This is a genomic window from Delftia sp. K82 (assembly GCF_002193035.1).
Classification (GTDB): domain Bacteria; phylum Pseudomonadota; class Gammaproteobacteria; order Burkholderiales; family Burkholderiaceae_C; genus Comamonas; species Comamonas acidovorans.
Genome location: NZ_MYFL01000003.1, coordinates 967,054 through 985,292, shown reverse-complemented (window position 1 = coordinate 985,292; position 18,239 = coordinate 967,054). Strand labels below are relative to the sequence as shown.

Here is an 18,239-nt window from a genome sequence, read left to right as displayed (position 1 = left end):
CTGCTCCTGCTGCAAAGAAGGCTGCCGCTCCCGCCAAGAAGGCCGCTGCTCCTGCCGCAAAGAAGGCCGCTGCTCCCGCCAAGAAGGCTGCTGCACCTGCCGCAAAGAAGGCCGCTGCTCCTGCCAAGAAGGCTGCTGCTCCTGCTGCCAAGAAGGCCGCTGCTCCCGCTGCCACAAAGGCTGCTGCACCTGCCGCGAAGAAGGCCGCTGCTCCCGCCAAGAAGGCTGCCGCTCCTGCTGCTGCCAAGAAGCCTGCCGCAGCTGCCAAGCCTGCCGCAGCGCCCGCCAAGGCCGCAGCAGCTCCTGCCGCTCCCGCCAAGAAGGCTGCAGCCCCGAAGAAGGCCGCTGCCCCCAAGAAGGCCGCAGCAGCTCCCGCCGCTGCCGCGCCTGCAGCTCCCGCTGCCGCACCCGCGCCCATCGCGCAAACCCGCCTGGCTCCCCAAGCCGCATGGCCCTTCCCCACAGGCAACAAGCCCTGAGACTTTTCCGGTCTCAAAGCAAAAAGCCCGGCTCTTTGGAGTCGGGCTTTTTTCATTGTGAAGACGGCGGCTGCGCCGCCGGCCGGTGATCCCGGCTTCAGGGCTGGGCGAAGTCCAGCACGTAGTTCTGCGGGCCACGGCTGGCAATCTTGAGCGCGCCCAGGCGGTTGCCCAGTTCGGCGCAACGCACCAGGTCCCAGCCACGCTCCAGGCCGAACAGCATGGCGCCACGCCATGCGTCGCCACATCCCGTGGGATCGACCACGGCGGCGGGCTGCACCGGCGCCACCAGGGTCTTGGCGCCTTGCACCCAGACCTCGCAGCCCTCTGCCCCCAGCGTCACCACCAGGCCTTGCACCTGCCCGGAAATCTGCTCCAGGCTCCAGCCCGTGCGCTCGCTGAGCATGCGGGCCTCGTAGTCGTTCACGGCCACCCAGTCAGCCTGCTCGATGAAGCTGCGCAGCTCCTGTCCATCGAACATGGGCAGGCCCTGGCCTGGATCGAACACAAAGGGAATGCCGGCCGCCTTGAACTGCTGGGCATGCTCGAGCATGGCCTGGCGGCCATCGGGTGCAATGATGCCCACGCGCACCTGCTCCTTGAGCTCTGGCGTGATGCGGTTGCCGTGGGCCTGCATCATGGCGCCCGGGTGGAAGGCCGTGATCTGGTTGTTGTCACGGTCCGTCATGATCATGCACTGGGCCGTGTGCGTGTCCTGCAGCTGGCCGATGTGCGCGGTCTGCACGCCCAGTTCGTCGAGGCGCTGCACATAGCCGGCGCCGTCGCTGCCCACCATGGCCATGGGCCAGGCATCGCCGCCCAGCAAGCGCAGAGCGTAGGCGATGTTGCCGGCGCAGCCGCCGAAATCGCGGCGCAGCGTGGGCACCAGGAAGGACACATTGAGGATGTGCAACTGGTCAGGCAGGATCTGGTCGGCAAACCTTCCCTCGAAGGTCATGATGTTGTCGAACGCAAGCGATCCGCAGATGAGAGCGGCCATGGTGTGTCTCGGCTTTCTTGAAAAGTCAGGGGGATTCAGGGATAAAAAACCAGGGCGCGATAGCCGGCCACGGCCGCCTCCAGGCCTTGCACTTCGACCGGGGCCGTCACGCTCCACTCGCCATGGCCCTCGATCTGCGCGGGCGCGCCGAACTGGTCAAGCCGGATCACGCGCCGCAGCAGCAGCTTGTCCTGGGCATCGGTGAGCGTGAGTTCGACAGCGGGCATGGCCACGGGGAAGTCGGAACGGTTCTCCAGGCTCAGGCTCCACTGGTACTGGCCGCTGCGCGGCAACTGCCGAAAGCCCGAACTGCCGATCACCACATCGCCGATCTGGCGGCGCGGCTGCAGCTCGCAGCCCGCCATGGCGCACAGGGCCTGCAGCGCGGGCGCCAGCGAAGGATGCTGCACGGCCAGCGCATCGCGCTGGCCCCACATGACCTGGCCTGCCAAGGCGCCCACGCCCAGCAGGCTGCCCAGCACAAGCGCCACGCGCACGGCAGGCCGGCGCCAGAAGGCCTTGCGCCGCGCCTGGCGCACAAAGCCGGGCTCGGCCTCGGGCAGCGCGGCCGCAGCCTCACCGCTGCCCTCGCCATCGCTGTCCGGCCAGCGGGAAAACTCCGGCGAAGGCACGGAGGCCTGCGCCTGCGGCTCCGATTCCCGCAGCAGGCCGGTTGGCACGGACGGCGCAGGCGCATCGGACGACTTGTCGGATGGCTTGTCAGATGGCTTATGGGGCCGTGTGAACGGCGCACCTTCCTCATCCTTTGCCGGTGCGGGCACAGGAGCCGCAGTGTCAGGCTCGGGTCCGAGCAGGCCGTCAACGGCCTGCTCGGCCTGGGCGGCGGGCGGGGACTTCGGCGCTGCCCGGGACGCAGCCAGGATCTCGTCCACCAGCGACGCTCCAGGCAGCGCGCTGCCCGACTCTTCGGCGGCGCTGGCGGAGGGGTCCTTCGCGGTCACAGGGTGCGAGGGCGGGGCCTCTGGAGCCGGCACCTCGGCCGGCGGCATGGACGGCGAAGGCTCGGCCCTGGCAGCCACAGCCGTGGTTGCGGTGGATACCGCAGGTGCCGCAGGTGCCGCAGGTGCCGCAGGTGTGGCAGGTACAGAGGGTGCAACAGGTGCAGCAGGCCCCGATGCGCCCCGCCCCGGCAATCCGCTCGGCGCCGTCGGCAGCCACATGGATTCCCTGAATTCGCGGATGTCATCGTCCTCGAATTCGGCCGGGTTGTGCGATGCCCCGCCGGCCACCGGAGTGCCGGCCACCGAGGTGCCGGCCGCATTCACAGGTGCCGTGGGCAGGGGCTGCAGGTCCTCGGAGGCATCGAACACTTCATGGCAGACGCCGCAGCGCACCCACCCCTGCGAAATTCGCAGCTGGTCGGCCACCACTTTGAAGCGGGTTCCACAGGCAGGACAGCGGGTGACTTGGCTCATCAGCGATCGATTGTAGGCAGCTGCTCGCGGCCCGCGCCACGAAGGCGGCGGCCGCGCGGGGACTCGGGCCGGAAATCAGGCCGCGCGGCGCGCGGTCATCAGGATCCAGCCATCTTCGCTGTCGGCCACTTCCAGCGCCAGGTACGGCGCATAGGCCTCCTTGAGCTCGTCGGCCTGGCGCTCCAGGATACCGGCCAGCACCAGGCTTCCACCCGCTGCCACGCGGCCGCACAGCAGCGGCGCCAGCACCTTGAGCGGCGTGGCCAGGATGTTGGCCAGCACGGTGCGGTATTCGCCGTTGCCGGCATCGGGCAGGCCCGCCTTCAGTTGCACGGCGTTGGCATCGGCGTTGTAGCGCGTGGACTCCACGGCAGCCGGGTCGATGTCCACCGCGTCGATGTCGGTGGCACCGAACTTGGCAGCGCCAATGGCCAGGATGCCCGAGCCGCAGCCGTAGTCCAGCGTGCGGCCAAGACTGCCTTGCGGCTGGCGGGCGATCCAGCGCAGGCACATGCGTGTGGTCGGGTGCGTGCCCGTGCCAAAGGCCAGGCCCGGGTCCAGGCGGATGCTCACGCGCGCCTCGGGCGGCAGCTCGTGCCAGGTGGGGACAATCCAGAATTCGGGCGTGATGTCCACCGGGGCGAACTGCGACTGCGTCAGGCGCACCCAGTCCTGCTCCGGCACCTGCTTGACGGCGATGATGCTGCAGCCCTCGAAGAAGTCCTGGGGCAGCAGCAGATCACGCGCCTCTTCCGCCGCTTGCTGCGAGGGGAACAGCGCCACCAGGCGGCTGCGCTGCCAGCCGTCCTTGGGCGGCGGCATGCCGGGCTCGCCGAACAGGGCCTGCTCGGCCTCGGTCTGCGCGTCGGCATCCTCCACCGATACGCTCAGGGCGTCCAGCGCATCCAGCGCATCGCTGACGGTCTCAACCCGGTCTTCCGGGCACAGCAGGCTCAACTCGAACATGGGCCCATCCTTTTCTATGCAATAAATGAAAATGCTGGCCGCCGTCGCCGGGGGCCAGCATGCAGGGTCAATCGGGCGACCTGCTCAACGCTTGTTGGCGTTGCGGTGCGCCAGCCACTCTTCCAGGTAATGGATGTTGGTGCCGCCTTCCATGAACTTGGCGTCCACCATCAGATCCTGATGCAGCGGGATATTGGTCTTGATGCCTTCGACCACGGTCTCCAGCAGCGCCGTGCGCATGCGCGCCAGCGCCTGCTCGCGCGTGTCGCCGTGGACGATGATCTTGCCGATCATGGAGTCGTAGTTCGGCGGCACGAAGTAGTTGTTGTAGACGTGCGAGTCCACGCGCACGCCGGGGCCACCGGGGGCATGCCACATGGTGATGCGGCCCGGCGACGGCATGAAGTTGTAGGGATCCTCGGCATTCACGCGGCACTCGATCGCATGGCCCTTGAGCTGGGCATTGATCTGGCGCTGGGTGAAGGGCAGCTTCTCGCCTGCGGCCACCATGATCTGGGTGCGCACGATGTCCACGCCCGTGATCAGTTCGGTCACCGGATGCTCCACCTGAACGCGGGTGTTCATCTCGATGAAGTAGAACTCGCCGTTTTCAAAGAGGAACTCGAAGGTGCCGGCGCCACGGTAGCCCAGCTTTTTGCAGGCAGCGGCGCAGCGCTCGCCGATCTTCTCGACCAGGCGGCGCGGAATGCCCGGAGCCGGCGCTTCCTCGATGACCTTCTGGTGGCGGCGCTGCATGGAGCAGTCGCGCTCGCCCAGGTAGACCGCGTTGCGGTGGTTGTCCGCCAGGATCTGGATTTCCACATGGCGCGGGTTCTGCAGGAACTTTTCCATGTAGACGGCCGGATTGCCGAAGGCCGCACCGGCCTCGGCCTTGGTCATCTGCACGGCATTGATCAGCGCCGCCTCGGTATGCACCACGCGCATGCCACGGCCACCGCCGCCGCCTGCGGCCTTGATGATCACCGGATAGCCCACGGCCTTGGCGATGCGGCGGATCTGCACGGGATCGTCAGGCAGCTCGCCATCCGAGCCGGGCACGCAGGGGACGCCCGCCTTGATCATGGCCTGCTTGGCCGAGACCTTGTCACCCATGGTGCGGATGTTCTCGGGCGTGGGGCCGATGAAGGTGAAACCGCTCTTTTCCACGCGCTCGGCAAAGTCGGCGTTCTCGCTGAGAAAGCCGTAGCCGGGGTGGATGGCCTCGGCGTCGGTCACCTCGGCGGCCGAGATGATGGCCGGCATGTTGAGGTAGCTCAGCGGCGAAGGCGCGGGGCCGATGCACACGGCCTCATCGGCCAGCTTGACGTACTTTGCGTCACGGTCGGCCTCGGAATACACCATCACCGCCTTGATGCCCAGTTCACGGCAGGCGCGCTGGATGCGCAGGGCAATCTCGCCCCGGTTGGCAACCAAAATTTTCTTAAACATGAAGGTCCTCGCGACTTGGTGCCTGCGCCGGTACGCAGGCCGAAGCCGTCAGTTGAGCCAATTGCTCTGTCGCGCCGCGGCATGCGTTCGCGCCAGGGCGTCGTGCCGCTTGCGGCATCGCTCGCCTGCAGGTTACTCGATCACGAACAGGGGCTGGCCGTACTCTACCGCCTGGCCGTTTTCGCCCAGGATGCGCGTGATCGTGCCGCTCTTGTCGGCTTCGATCTCGTTGAGAATCTTCATCGCTTCGATGATGCAGATGGTCTCGCCTTCCTTGACCTGGTTGCCCACTTCCACGAAGGGCTTGCCGCCAGGGCTGGAGGCGCGGTAGAAAGTGCCGACCATGGGCGACTTCACCACGTGGCCGGAGACGGCTGCCTCGGCCGGTGCCGCCACGGGCGCTGCGGGGGCAGCGGCGACGGGTGCCGCCATCGGCGCGGCCATGGGAGCCTGCATGGGCGCTGCCACATAGTGCTGCACCACGGCGCCTTCGCTCTTGACGATCCGGACCTTGCCCTCTGCTTCGGTGATCTCCAGTTCCGACACGTTCGATTCGGACACCAGATCAATGAGGGTCTTGAGTTTTCGCAAATCCATGGGAGCTCCAGCGGCTAACAACTAAATAGGGCGCGAATTTACTCCAATTTCGCCCTTCTGCGTGCTTTGAGGCATATTTTTCATCAACGTCGCCATGGAATTCAGGGCATTTCCTGAGCTTTCACAGCTTCGGCGATGCGAAAAATCAGCCTTTTGCGCTCCAAGAAGCCAGATCTTCGGTAGTAAGCTCACCTATTTTACGTTGCTGCACCATGCCATCTTCGCCGAGCAGCACGGTGAAGGGCAGTCCGCCCTGCAGATTGCCCAGCGAGCGGGTCAGGCCCAGACCGCCTTCCACCGCCAGCGCCACAGGGAAACGCAGGGGTGTGCGGCCCAGGAAGCGCTGCACGGCCTCCGGCTTGTCCACGGCCAGGCCAATGACCTGAATACCATGCTGGTCTTGGCGCGCCGAGAAGGCATCGAGCATGGGCAGCTCGCGCACGCAGGGCGGGCACCAGGTGGCCCAGAAATTGACCAGCACCGGTTTGCCGCGCCAGCGTGACAGCGTCATGGCCGAGCCATCGGGCGTGATGAAGCGCTGCTGCCACAGCTGCTCTTCGGCACTGGCATCCATGGCGTGCGGCTGAAAACGCCACCACGCAAACCCTGCCCCACCCAGGCCTGCGGCGGCGGCAACGCCGCCCATCAGCCAACGGCGGCGGGAAGATGTGTTTTGCCCTGCATCCACTGAATCAGCCACGGTCGGCCTCCTCTTCATCCTGATCCAACAGCCTGCGCAGCGCCTCGGCGCTGCCGCGCGGGCTGCGCCCCTGGCCGTCGGGCTTGAGTGCGCCACGCAGATCATCATGGTCGTACACCAGCAGATGCACGCCCACGGACTCGTTCAAAGGGCGGCAGAAGGCGTGGATGCTCAAGGCCTCCACGGCCTGCCCCGTAAAGCCGGTGACGGTGCTGGGCTCGTACTCCACATGCTGGTTGATCAGCGCGATCTCGGCCGACTTGGGATCGTCGCAGAACAGCTGCAGGTAAATATCGGACAGGCGGGTGGCTGTACCGCGCCAGACGGCGCCGGCCAGATGGGGCCGGAACTCGGCCAGGCGGTCCATCCATTGCAGGGCCAGTTCGCGCAGGGCCTGCAGTTCCTGGGGCTGGGTGTCGGCGCAGAACAGGGCAATGTATTCGCGCACGGCCTCTTCCACCAGGTCGTTGCCCGGCAGCGCGGTGCGCGCGGGCAGCCCCAGCTGGCGAAGTGCGCGGTGCTTGGCAGCCCCCCATTCCAGCCCTTCCTCGACCACGAGGCGGGCCGCGGTCTGGGCAATTTCGGCAGTGGCTTGGTCCATGGCTTTCCGATCCGCTGTATCCCTACATATATATAAGAGGCCTTCCCTGTGGATGGCCCCGGGCCATTGTGACCCAAGCCGCGGCACCGCCGGCCGCAGACGGGCTTTGCACGTTCCCGCCAACGCCTTGCACCGGCGATTTCGCAACCTTGTGTTTCCGGGACCCGGTGCCTGCTGGGCCGCAAGCTCCTGTTTTTGCAGGACAGCCCTCCCGGACATGACGGCAACCGTAGAATGCCCGGCCATGCACATACATATTCTGGGCATCTGCGGCACCTTCATGGGCGGACTGGCCGCACTGGCGCGCGAGGCAGGGCACCGCGTCACAGGCTGCGACGCCGGCGTCTATCCGCCGATGAGCGATCAGTTGCGTGCACTGGGCATCGACCTGATCGAGGGCTACGGCGCCGACCAGATGGCCCTGCAACCCGACATGTATGTCGTGGGCAACGTGGTCAGCCGCGCGCGGCTGCCCGACGGCAGCCCCAAGTTCCCGCTGATGGAGGCGATTCTTGAAAGCGGCGCTCCCTACACCAGCGGTCCGCAATGGCTTTGCGAACAGGTGCTGCACCATCCGTCCTGCCCGCGCCATGTGCTGGCCGTGGCCGGCACCCACGGCAAGACGACCACGACGTCGATGCTGGCCTGGATTCTCGAATGCGCAGGCCTGGCTCCGGGCTTTCTGGTCGGCGGCGTGCCGCTGGACTTCGGCGTTTCGGCCCGCCTGGGCGCATCCAGCCGACCGACGCCAGGCCAGGGGCCGGCCGGCGCGGAGCCCGTCTTCGTCATCGAGGCCGATGAATACGACACGGCCTTTTTCGACAAACGCAGCAAGTTCGTGCACTACCGCCCGCGCACGGCCGTGCTCAACAACCTGGAGTTCGACCACGCCGACATCTTCGAGGACCTCGGCGCCATCGAACGCCAGTTCCACCATCTCGTTCGCACCGTTCCCGCCTCCGGGCGGCTGGTGGTCAACGGCATAGAGGAAAGCATCACCCGCGTGCTGCACCAGGGCTGCTGGAGCGAGGTCTCCAGCTTCGGTGCGGTGGTCAGCGATTTCAGTGCCCAGGGCGATCCCAGCGCCTTCGACGTGCTGCACCGTGGCCACAAGGTCGCGCGCCTGGAATGGGCACTGACCGGGGAGCACAACCAGCTCAATGCGCTGGCCGCCATTGCAGCGGCCGAGCATGTGGGTGTGACGCCGGCGCAGGCCTGCGAAGCGCTGGCGCGCTTTCAGAACGTCAAGCGACGCATGGAGCTGCGCGGCATGGCGGGTGGCGTGTCCGTGTACGACGACTTCGCCCACCATCCCACGGCCATCCGCACCACGCTGGACGGCCTGCGCCGCAAGCTCGGCAGCCAGGCACGCATCCTGGCGGTGTTCGAGCCGCGCAGCAACACCATGAAGCTGGGCACCATGAAGTCGCAACTGCCCTGGGCCCTGGAAAGCGCCGATCTGGTGTTCTGCCACACGGCCGGCCTGGACTGGGATGCTGCCGAGGCGCTGCGCCCCCTGGGCGTGGGAGCCGGTCACAAGGCGCAGGTGGCTGCAGACATCGATACGCTGATCGGGCAGATCCGCGCAGCCGCCCGCCCCGGTGACCACGTGGTGTGCATGAGCAATGGCGGCTTCGGCGGCATTCACCCCAAGCTGCTGGCGGCGCTGCAAGCCGCAGGCTGAACCGGGCACGGCCCCCAATGAAAGAAGCCCGGGTCATGCCCAGGCTTCTTTGCTGTATCGCTATCTGTCTGTCGTCAGTAACTGATGGACATGGCTGGCACATCGACTCGGATCAGCGGCTTGGACAGCACGGCCTGGGCGGCCACGGCATAGCTGTTGCGCCATTGCTCGTCGTCGAACAGCCCGGAGCGCGAACGCGCCGCACGCGCCACCACCACCAGCTTGTCGGCCAGCAGAACCTTGCCGCTGGCGCGCAGGGGTTCGCAGTCCATGGAGATGAACTGCTGGTCCAGCCAATGCCGTCCTTCATCGGAACTCATGGGGGTGAGCCCGCTGGTGTCCGTGCGGTACTCTTGTCCGGCATCCAACACCACAATCACTTCGCTGCGCATGGAACTCCTCTCTTCATTAAGGGATACGGCCCTGTGCCCGCTCATGCAGACAGGGCTGTCACTCATGCCCTGAGCTTAACCGCAAGCGCCTTTTCCACACCCCGGGCAAGCTGACATGCCTCAAGTGCCAGAGACTGGCACCGGCGCTGGAGTCGGCACTGCCGCCAGCAGGTGTTTCAAGGCCTGCCAGCGCCTGCCCAAAGGTGCAAACGTACAATGACCGACAGATTTGGCCCCGTTTTTTCATGGACCTCACCGCATGACAACCGATACCACGCACCAGAAACTGCTCGACCAGTTGCAGCAACTCGAAGACGAGTTGCGCAGCCAGAGCCTCTGGTCGGCCGTGGCGCCCAGCCCTGAGGCCATGGCATCGACCATGCCGTTCATGTACGACACGCTCAAGCTGCAGGAATGGCTGCAGTGGGTTTTCCTGCCCCGGCTGCGTGCCGTGGTCGATGCCCGCGGCCAATTGCCCTGCCAAAGCCACGTGCATCCACTGGCCGAGCATGAATGGAGCCAGCCCGTGGCATTCGACAAGCGCCAATTGCTGGTCCTGCTGCTGGGCATAGACGACACGCTGAACCAGGGCGGACTGACCCCGCCGGACGCCACGCCGCCACACTGAACAAGCAAACCGGGACATGGAAAAAACGGGGCATGCATGCCCCGTTTTCTTTTCCGGCTCAGGCGGCAACCAGGGCCGCAGCCGGCTCGGGATGCTTGACGCGGCGCTGCTGCACGGCGTCGGACAGCTCGGCCAGCGTTGCCAGGGAATCATCCCAGCCCAGGCAAGCATCGGTGATGCTCTGGCCATAGGTCAGCGCAGCCACCTCATCCTTGCCGGGCGTGAACTTCTGGGCGCCGCCCACGAGATGGCCTTCGATCATCACGCCGAAGACGCTGCGCGAGCCGCCGCTGATCTGTCCGGCGATGTCGCGTGCCACATCCTTTTGGCGCTCATGCTGCTTGGAGCTGTTGGCGTGGCTGCAGTCCACCATCAGCGTGGGAGGCAGGCCGGCCTTTTCCAGATCCTCGCAGGCAGCGGCCACGTTGGCCGCGTCGTAGTTGGGGGTCTTGCCGCCGCGCAGGATGACGTGGCAATCCTGGTTGCCCGCCGTGTTCACGATGGCAACCTGGCCATTCTTGTGCACGGACAGGAAGTGGTGGCCGCGGCTGGCCGACTGGATGGCGTCGGTGGCGATGCGGATGTTGCCGTCCGTGCCGTTCTTGAAGCCGATGGGCGCCGAGATGCCCGAGGCCAGTTCACGGTGGACCTGGCTTTCCGTGGTGCGCGCACCGATGGCGCCCCAACTGATCAGATCGGCAATGTACTGGGGCGAGATCACGTCCAGGAACTCGCTGGCGGCCGGCACGCCCAGGCGGTTGATGTCGATCAGCAGTTGCCGCGCAATGCGCAGGCCTTCGTCGATGCGGTAGCTCTGGTCCAGGTAGGGATCGTTGATCAAACCCTTCCAGCCCACGGTGGTGCGCGGCTTTTCGAAGTACACGCGCATCACGATCTCCAGCGTGTCCTTGTACTGCTCGCGTATGGGCGCCAGGCGGCGCGCGTACTCGATGGCGGCCGCCGGATCGTGGATGGAGCAGGGGCCGACGATGACCAGCAGGCGGTCATCCTCGCCAGCCATGATGTTGTGGATGGTGCGGCGGGTGTCGCCGATCAGGGTTTCGACGGCCGTACCGCGGATGGGGAAGAAGCGAATGAGGTGCTCGGGAGGGGGCAACACGGTGATGTCCTTGATACGTGCGTCGTCGGTTTGGCCAGTCTTTTGGGAACCGCCGCGATACCAGGAATCGGCGAGGGAAGCTTGATGAGCAGTCATTGCTTGCTTTCGTGAGGAAAGATGGATCGTGGAAAACGGAGCGAAGAATCGGGAGGGAAAAACAAAAAACCGCCGGGCTTTACAGCTTCGGCGGTTTTGAGGGAGGTTTGTTCGGGTGCGCGCGCTTACCTCTCTTCCGCCGGGGAGGAGAACCAAAAGTAAAAGTAGAAGGAGGTACGGGCTTGCATGGGGATCGAATGTAGCACAGTCATTTTTCGCAGTGCAACATGGACATGAAGGAGGGAAAGCTGCCCTTCACCGTGCCACAGAGAGAAAGCACAAAATCATTGACGCAAAAAAACTGCTTTTTTCTCAGTTTCACGCAAAAATTCTTCAGTCATATGTAGAAAATCACGATGCCATGCAGTTTTATTGCCATCAGCCATGAAAACGTGCAAACCCCGGGAAATGATGCATCTGCGCGTCACGCAGGGGCGCGATCAACGCCGCAGCAACGCGTCACGCAGCCTGCGCAGGGCCCGGCGCACGGCGCTCAAGGGTTGCCATCGGCGCGCCTTGTAACCAGACAGGATGGAAGTCACATCGGCTTCGCCGGCCACGGCAGCGGATTCGGCAAACATGTCCGTCAGCAGGCAGGCATCGCCCAGCAGACGCCAGCCCAGGCGCTCGCAGCGGCGGAAGTGCTCGGGCTCCTGGGCATCGCCCACCAGCACGGACTGCTGCCAGGCGTGGACGGCCTCCCTGAAGCCTTTGAGCAGACGCTGGTAGGCAGGAAATTCGTAGAGGGCATGCCAGCCCGTGGCCAGCGTGGTGAGAAAGTGCTGGTGGTCCAGCACCGCCAGGTCAAGCTGCTGTATGGCGTCTTCCACCGCGGGGCGCGGGCTGCCCGCATAGCGCACGCGCACGGACTCGTCCAGCGCGACGGCCAGCAAGGCCAGTTGCTGGTGCATGGGCTGCAGGTCGCCCACGATCAGCTCATGCTGCCAGAAGCGGCTCAGCCGCGACTCGCCGGCCCAGGCACGCCATTGCTTCGGCAGGCTGCGCAGGGGATGGACAGAGGTCCGCGGGCCTGGCCGGGAGGAAAAGGAAAGCTGGGTCATGGAATCGGCGCCGGGCGGCGCCCACCGAACGCGGCGGGCCGCGTCAGGCAGGACAGGGCCCGGCCTGCCGTGCAGGGCGCGGGCATGGGACCGTCAGGCCGTGCCGCCCACCGTCAGGCCGTCGATGCGCAGCGTGGGCTGGCCCACGCCCACAGGCACGCTCTGGCCTTCCTTGCCGCAGGTGCCCACGCCGCTGTCCAGGCGCATGTCGTTGCCGATCATGGTGATGTGCTTGAGCGATTCCGGGCCGCTGCCCACGATGGTCGCGCCCTTGACGGGGTACTGGATCTTGCCGTTCTCGACCCAATAGGCCTCGCTGGCGGAGAACACGAACTTGCCGCTGGTGATATCGACCTGGCCGCCGCCGAAGTTGGTGGCGTACAGGCCCTTCTTGATCGAGGCCACGATTTCCTGCGGCTCCCGGTCGCCACCGAGCATGTAGGTGTTCGTCATGCGCGGCATGGGAATGTGGGCATAGCTTTCGCGGCGGCCGTTGCCCGTGGGCTTGACGCCCATCAGGCGGGCATTCATCGCGTCCTGGATGTAGCCCTTGAGGATGCCGTCCTCGATCAGCACATTGCTCTGGCTGGTGCAGCCTTCGTCATCGACGTTGAGCGAGCCGCGGCGATCGGCCAGCGTGCCGTCATCCAGCACGGTGACGCCCTTGGCAGCCACGCGCTGGCCGATGCGGCCGCTGAAGGCGCTGGCGCCCTTGCGGTTGAAGTCGCCTTCCAGACCGTGGCCCACGGCTTCGTGCAGCAGCACGCCGGGCCAGCCTGGGCCAAGCACCACGGTCATCTCGCCAGCCGGCGCGGGACGGGATTCCAGGTTGGTGAGGGCCGCGCTCACGGCCTCGTCCACGTACTGGGTGATCTGCTCGTCGCTGAAATAGGCCAGGCCGAAACGGCCACCGCCGCCGGCAGAGCCCACCTCACGCCGGCCCTTTTGCTCGGCGATCACGGTAACCGACAGGCGCACCAGCGGCCGCACGTCGGCCGCCAGCGTGCCATCGGCACGGGCCACCAGCACCACGTCGTACTCGCTGGCCAGGCCGGCCATGACCTGGACGACACGCGGGTCCTTGGCGCGGGCCAGTTTCTCGACCTTGCCCAGCAGTTCGACCTTGGCCGTGCTGTCCAGCGTGGCGATGGGGTCCAGACCGGGATACAGCGAGCGGCTTTGCGCAATCTTGGGAGCATTGGCGCGCACGCGCTTGCTCTGGGCCGCGCCCGAGATGGAGCGCACGGTGCGCGCGGCATCCAGCAGCGAGGCTTCGGAAATATCGTCGGAATAGGCAAATGCCGTCTTCTCGCCACTGACCGCACGCACGCCCACGCCCTGGTCGATGCTGAAGCTGCCGGTCTTGACGATGCCCTCTTCCAGGCTCCAGCCTTCGGCGCGGGTGTACTGGAAGTAGAGGTCGGCGTCGTCGACCTGGTGGCTGCGGATCTCGGCCAGTGCGCGCGCGAGATGGGTTTCATCGAGCCCGAAGGGCTCAAGCAGCAACTGGCGCGCTGTGGCCAGGCGTTCAATGGTGGGTTCGCGGGAGATCATTCAAGCATTGTAGAGAGCCGGCCATGCCCTCGCCGTGCAACGGCTGCGGCCAGCGGCTTGCCAACCCACAAAAAAGAACGGAATGCCGCTCCACCAGGCTGAGCGGCATTCCGTAGGCATGCATCCGCGTGGATGGCGAACATGCTGGCCCATGTCCGCACTTGCTTTGTAGCCTGCCCTGGCGGCGGTGGCAAGTGAGCAGACTCCCGCAGAAACTATCAAAAAAGGAGCAACCAGCGCTTTTGGGGTCTCAGTTTTCAAGCCAAATCGCAGGAAGGAATGCGACGCCCGATACCGCAGGCATCCAGACTCTTTGACATTTGCGGGAGCCTTTGGCGCCGCAAAGTGCAATTCAGAGCGGCCCGCCGCCCTCGCCCGGCAGTTGCCGCTGCGAGCGCGCCACCGACATCAGCACGCCCAGCGCCAGCCCCAGCGTGACCATGGCCGTGCCGCCATAGCTGATGAAGGGCAGCGGCACGCCGACCACGGGCAGGATGCCGCTGACCATGCCCATGTTCACGAAGGCATAGGTGAAGAAGATCATGGCCACGGCCGCCGCCATGAGCCGCGCGAACAGCGAGTTGGCCTGGATGGCGATGGCCAGCCCGCGCCAGACCAGCAGCAGGAAGGAGACGATGATGAACAGGTTGCCGACCAGCCCGAACTCCTCGGAATAGGCCGCGAAGATGAAGTCGGTCGTGCGCTCGGGGATGAACTCCAGGTGGGTCTGGGTGCCCGCCATGAAGCCCTTGCCCCAGACGCCGCCCGAACCGATGGCGATCATCCCCTGGATGATGTGGAATCCCTTGCCCAGCGGATCGCGCGTGGGGTCCAGCAGGGTGCAGACACGGGTTTGCTGGTATTCATGCAGCACGGGCCAGCGCACGCCGTCGGCGCATAGCTGGGGCTCGTACAGCACGATGAGGGTGATGCCGATGGCGCCGGCCAGCACGGGCGGCACGATGAGTTTCCAGGGCAGGCCCGCGAAAAAGATCACGGACAGGCCTGCGGCCATCACCAGCAGCGAGGTGCCCAGGTCAGGCTGCTTCATGATCAGCCCCACGGGCACCAGGAGCAGGACCATGGCGATCACGAAGTCCGTGCCGCGCAGCTGGCCCTCGCGGCGCTGGAACCACCAGGCCAGCATCAGCGGCGTGGCGATCTTCAGCAGTTCGCTGGGCTGGATCACCACGCCCACGTTGACCCAGCGCTGCGCCCCCTTCTTGGTGATGCCGAACAGCGCCACCGCCACCAGCAACGCCACGCCCAGCATGTACAGCGGCACGGCCACCTTCATGAGCTGCTGCGGGGGAATCTGGGCCACGACAAAGAGGATGGCCGCCGCGATCAGCATGTTGCGCCCATGGTCGGTGAAGCGCGTGCCGTGGTCGAAGCCCGAGGAGTACATGGCGATCAGCCCCGCCGACGCCAGCATGCCCACGAACAGCAGCAACCAGAAGTCAAAGCCCCGCAGCAGCGGGGCAACACGTTGCCAGAGGGAGGGCTTGTCGAATTCGGTCACGGGGATGGTCGGTCGCGGGCACGGGCCGCCATTATCCCGTGGCGCATGCGGCCCAGCCCGGCGCAGGGTTGCCCACGGAGGCGGTTGTCATCCAGCTGTCGGCCCGGGCCTTCCCTGCTGGGCGCAGCCTGCCACAGCGGCCACAATGGGCCATGAGCCGTCCGGGCCGCATCCCGCGCCCGGCCCCAGCAACGCAAAGGAGAGCGCCCGCCATGACCACCACCCATTTGCTGTACCTGCACGGCTTTCGCTCCTCTCCCCAATCCAACAAGGCCCGCCGCCTGGCCGAGCATGTGGCCACGCGCCATCCCCATGTGCGCTGGTGGAGCCCGCAACTGCCCCCTTCCCCGCGCGAAGCGGCTGCCCTGATTGCCGATGGCATCGGCAGCTGGCCGCGCGAGACCATGGCCGTGATCGGCTCCTCGCTGGGCGGCTACTACGCCAGCTGGGTGGCCCAGCTGGCGCGCTGCCGCAGCGTGATGATCAACCCGGCCGTCAACCCGGCGCGCGATCTTGAAAAGTACATCGGCGAGCAGACTTCCTGGCACAACCCGGAGGAGCGTTTCTTCTTCCGCCGCGAATACATCGAGGAGCTGCGCGCGCTGGACACGCGCCATATGACACCGGCCGCCCCCGAAATGCTGCTGGCGGCCGAGGGCGACGAGGTGCTGGACTGGCGCGAGATGAGCGCACGCTATCCGCATGCGCTGCAGATCATCCAGGAGGGCGGCGATCACGCGCTAAGCAACTTCGAGGAGTACTTGCCTCAGCTGGACGAGTTCCTGAATCTGGCCTGATGCCGCGCAAGACTGCGCGGCAGCTGCCAGCCGCAGCATGGGAGAATGTCGGGCTATGCACGCATTGTTTGAAGAATCCGGCAAGTTCCTGGCCGGCCGCATCCTCTCCGAAGCCGACACCTCCGCCCAGGTGGAGCTGGACTCGGGCAAACGGGTCAAGGTCAAGTCGGCCAACATCCTGCTCAAGTTCGACAAGCCGGCGCCTGCCGAACTGATCGCCCAGGCGCAGGCGCAGGCCGCCCAGATCGATCTGGACCTGGCCTGGGAATTCGCCCCCGAGGAGGAATTCGGCTTCGCCGACCTTGCACGCGACTATTTCTCGGACAAGGCCACGCTGGCCGAGCAGGCCGGCGCGCTGTTCCGCCTCTACGACGCACCGCACTACTTCCGCCGCTCCGGCAAGGGCCGCTTCAAGAAAGCGCCGGCCGAGATCCTGCAGCAGGCGCTGGCCGGCATAGAGAAGAAAAAGCAGATCCAGGCCCAGATCACGGCCTGGGCCGAGCAGCTGGGCGCCGGCGAATGCCCCGGCCCCATCCGCGAGCAGCTCTACAAGATCCTGTTCCGCCCCGACAAGAACGCCGCCGAATACAAGGCCGTGGTCGAGGCCAGCCGCGCCACGCGCCTGGCCCCGCTGGATCTGCTGCACAGGGCCGGCGCCATTGAATCGGCCTACGAGTTCCACTGGAAGCGCTTCCTGTTCGACCACTTCCCCAAGGGCACGCAGTTCCCGGCCCTGCAGGCACCCCAGCCACCGGCCGACCTGCCGCTGGCCGAGGTCCAGGCGTTTTCCATCGATGACTCGGCCACCACCGAAATCGACGATGCGCTGTCGGTGCGCGGCCTGGGCACGGGCACGGTCACGGTGGGTATCCACATTGCTGCGCCCGGTCTGGCCATCGTGCCGGGCACGCCGCTGGACCAGCTCGGCCGCTCGCGCCTGTCCACCGTCTACATGCCCGGCTACAAGATCACCATGCTGCCCGACGAGGTGGTGCAGATCTACACGCTGGACGAAGGCCGCGCCAACCCCGCCGTGTCGCTGTACGTCACCGTGGACGAGGCCACGCTGGAGACCACGGCCAGCGAGACGCGCCTGGAGCGCGTGCCCGTGCAGGTCAACTTCCGCCATGACAAGCTGGACCACATCGTCACCGAGCAGTGGCTGGCCGACCCCTCCTTCGAGGTCGAGGGCACGCCCGAAGTGCTGCAAGGCAAGCGCGCCGAACTGACGTTCCTGCAGCGCTGGGCCAAGCACCTGAAGGCCGGGCGCGAACTGGTGCGCGGCAAGCCCGAGAACTTCAACCGCCCCGACTACAACTTCCGCCTCGTGGGCAACGGCGGCGCCGAGCCCCGCGGCAACGAGCAGGTGGAGATCAGCGTGCGCAAGCGCGGCGCGCCGCTGGACCTGATCGTGGCCGAGGCCGCCATCGTGGCCAACAGCACCTGGGGCGGCTGGATGGCCGAGCTCGGCGTGCCCGGCATCTACCGCAGCCAGGCCAGCCTGGCGCCCGGCATCAAGGTGCGCATGTCCACCAAGGCGCAGCCCCATGCAGGCATCGGCGTCAAGAGCTATGCCTGGGCCACCTCGCCGCTGCGCCGCTACGTGGACCTGGTCAACCAGTGGCAGATCATTGCCTGCGCGCGCCACGGCAAGACCGCCGCCCTGGCCGCGCCGTTCAAGCCCAAGGATGCCGAGCTGTTCGGCATCATCAGCAGCTTCGACGGTGCCTACAGCGCCTACAACGGCTACCAGGCCGGCATGGAACGGTTCTGGACGCTCAAGTACCTGCAGCAGCACGCCATCACCGAGCTGACGGCCACCGTCATCAAGGAAGGCATGGGCGGCGGCCTGCTGGTGCGCGCCGATGACCTGCCCCTGGTCTTCCCCGTGCTGGGCGTCACCGGCCTGCCGCGCGGCGCCCATGTGCGCGTGCGCCTGGGCGAGATCGACGAGATCGCGCTCGATGTCTCGGGCACGCTGATCGAGCGCCTGGATGGCGATGCGGCGGCCGCTGCCGACGGCAACGAAGACAGCGCCGAGGATGACGAGGAAGCCGTGGCCGGCCCCATCGCCATCGCCGTGGACATGAACGAGACCGATGGCACACCGGCGGCCGACCCCGCCCAGCCCTGACCTGCCTCACATCCGAGCAACTG

Annotated in this window: 16 protein-coding genes and 1 pseudogene; 5 read left to right on the top strand and 12 right to left on the bottom strand. The window is 66.3% G+C overall.

All coding sequences use genetic code 11. The features are described from left to right. A pseudogene (locus tag KDK82_RS21275) lies at positions 1-479 on the top strand (hypothetical protein); the annotation flags it as partial. Positions 480-576: 97 nt separating this feature from the next. Here KDK82_RS21275 and KDK82_RS21270 read toward each other — a convergent pair. From KDK82_RS21270 to KDK82_RS21240, 7 genes are all read right to left on the bottom strand, one after another. After that, complete coding sequence (locus KDK82_RS21270) at positions 577-1,479, bottom strand: carbohydrate kinase family protein (RefSeq protein WP_088166121.1); 903 nt, start codon at positions 1,477-1,479, stop codon at positions 577-579. A gap of 35 nt (positions 1,480-1,514) precedes the next feature. Then, complete coding sequence (locus KDK82_RS21265; RefSeq protein WP_088166120.1) at positions 1,515-2,915, bottom strand: DUF3426 domain-containing protein; 1,401 nt, start codon at positions 2,913-2,915, stop codon at positions 1,515-1,517. A gap of 75 nt (positions 2,916-2,990) precedes the next feature. Further along, the gene (gene prmA, locus KDK82_RS21260) at positions 2,991-3,881 is read right to left on the bottom strand and encodes a 50S ribosomal protein L11 methyltransferase (RefSeq protein ID WP_012203426.1); all 891 of its coding nucleotides are present in this window, start codon (positions 3,879-3,881) and stop codon (positions 2,991-2,993) included. Between the two features lie 84 nt (positions 3,882-3,965). Continuing rightward, positions 3,966-5,330 carry an acetyl-CoA carboxylase biotin carboxylase subunit gene (accC, locus tag KDK82_RS21255; RefSeq protein WP_012203425.1) on the bottom strand — a complete coding sequence of 455 codons (1,365 nt, stop codon included), beginning with the start codon at positions 5,328-5,330 and terminating at the stop codon, positions 3,966-3,968. 132 nt (positions 5,331-5,462) lie between these two features. Continuing rightward, entirely contained in the window at positions 5,463-5,927 is a 465-nt protein-coding gene (gene accB / locus KDK82_RS21250; protein ID WP_012203424.1) for an acetyl-CoA carboxylase biotin carboxyl carrier protein, read from the bottom strand. A gap of 145 nt (positions 5,928-6,072) precedes the next feature. Beyond that, positions 6,073-6,573, bottom strand: coding sequence for a TlpA disulfide reductase family protein (locus tag KDK82_RS21245; RefSeq protein WP_013804095.1), 501 nt, complete (start codon positions 6,571-6,573; stop codon positions 6,073-6,075). Between the two features lie 46 nt (positions 6,574-6,619). Then, positions 6,620-7,228: a hypothetical protein gene (locus KDK82_RS21240; protein WP_013804096.1), complete on the bottom strand. Its 609-nt coding sequence runs from the start codon at positions 7,226-7,228 to the stop codon at positions 6,620-6,622. A 244-nt stretch (positions 7,229-7,472) separates the two neighbouring features. Here KDK82_RS21240 and mpl point away from each other — a divergent pair, with 244 nt between their 5' ends. Next, positions 7,473-8,912 (top strand): UDP-N-acetylmuramate:L-alanyl-gamma-D-glutamyl-meso-diaminopimelate ligase, encoded by a 1,440-nt coding sequence (mpl, locus tag KDK82_RS21235; protein WP_043822042.1) that lies wholly within the window; start codon positions 7,473-7,475, stop codon positions 8,910-8,912. Positions 8,913-8,986: 74 nt separating this feature from the next. Here mpl and KDK82_RS21230 read toward each other — a convergent pair whose 3' ends face one another. Further along, positions 8,987-9,304 carry a hypothetical protein gene (locus KDK82_RS21230; protein ID WP_012203420.1) on the bottom strand — a complete coding sequence of 106 codons (318 nt, stop codon included), beginning with the start codon at positions 9,302-9,304 and terminating at the stop codon, positions 8,987-8,989. Between the two features lie 259 nt (positions 9,305-9,563). Between KDK82_RS21230 and KDK82_RS21225 the strand changes: the two genes are divergently transcribed. Then, on the top strand, positions 9,564-9,932 hold the full coding sequence (locus KDK82_RS21225) for a YqcC family protein (RefSeq protein WP_034390510.1): 369 nt from the start codon (positions 9,564-9,566) through the stop codon (positions 9,930-9,932). Between the two features lie 58 nt (positions 9,933-9,990). Here the strand turns inward: KDK82_RS21225 and KDK82_RS21220 are convergent, their stop codons facing one another. The 4 genes from KDK82_RS21220 to rodA form a co-directional block, all read right to left on the bottom strand. After that, the gene (locus tag KDK82_RS21220; protein WP_012203418.1) at positions 9,991-11,148 is read right to left on the bottom strand and encodes a 3-deoxy-7-phosphoheptulonate synthase; all 1,158 of its coding nucleotides are present in this window, start codon (positions 11,146-11,148) and stop codon (positions 9,991-9,993) included. Between the two features lie 440 nt (positions 11,149-11,588). After that, positions 11,589-12,209, bottom strand: coding sequence for a hypothetical protein (locus KDK82_RS21215; protein ID WP_013804100.1), 621 nt, complete (start codon positions 12,207-12,209; stop codon positions 11,589-11,591). Positions 12,210-12,302: 93 nt separating this feature from the next. Further along, entirely contained in the window at positions 12,303-13,763 is a 1,461-nt protein-coding gene (tldD, locus tag KDK82_RS21210) for a metalloprotease TldD (RefSeq protein ID WP_012203417.1), read from the bottom strand. 352 nt (positions 13,764-14,115) lie between these two features. After that, a complete protein-coding gene (rodA, locus tag KDK82_RS21205; RefSeq protein ID WP_013804102.1) occupies positions 14,116-15,285 on the bottom strand; it encodes a rod shape-determining protein RodA in 1,170 nt (389 codons plus the stop codon). Positions 15,286-15,497: 212 nt separating this feature from the next. On the opposite strand from rodA, the gene KDK82_RS21200 reads away from it, so the two are divergent. Next, a complete protein-coding gene (locus KDK82_RS21200; protein WP_012203415.1) occupies positions 15,498-16,082 on the top strand; it encodes a YqiA/YcfP family alpha/beta fold hydrolase in 585 nt (194 codons plus the stop codon). A 55-nt stretch (positions 16,083-16,137) separates the two neighbouring features. Next, positions 16,138-18,216, top strand: coding sequence for a ribonuclease catalytic domain-containing protein (locus tag KDK82_RS21195; RefSeq protein WP_034390501.1), 2,079 nt, complete (start codon positions 16,138-16,140; stop codon positions 18,214-18,216). Positions 18,217-18,239: the final 23 nt, after the last annotated feature.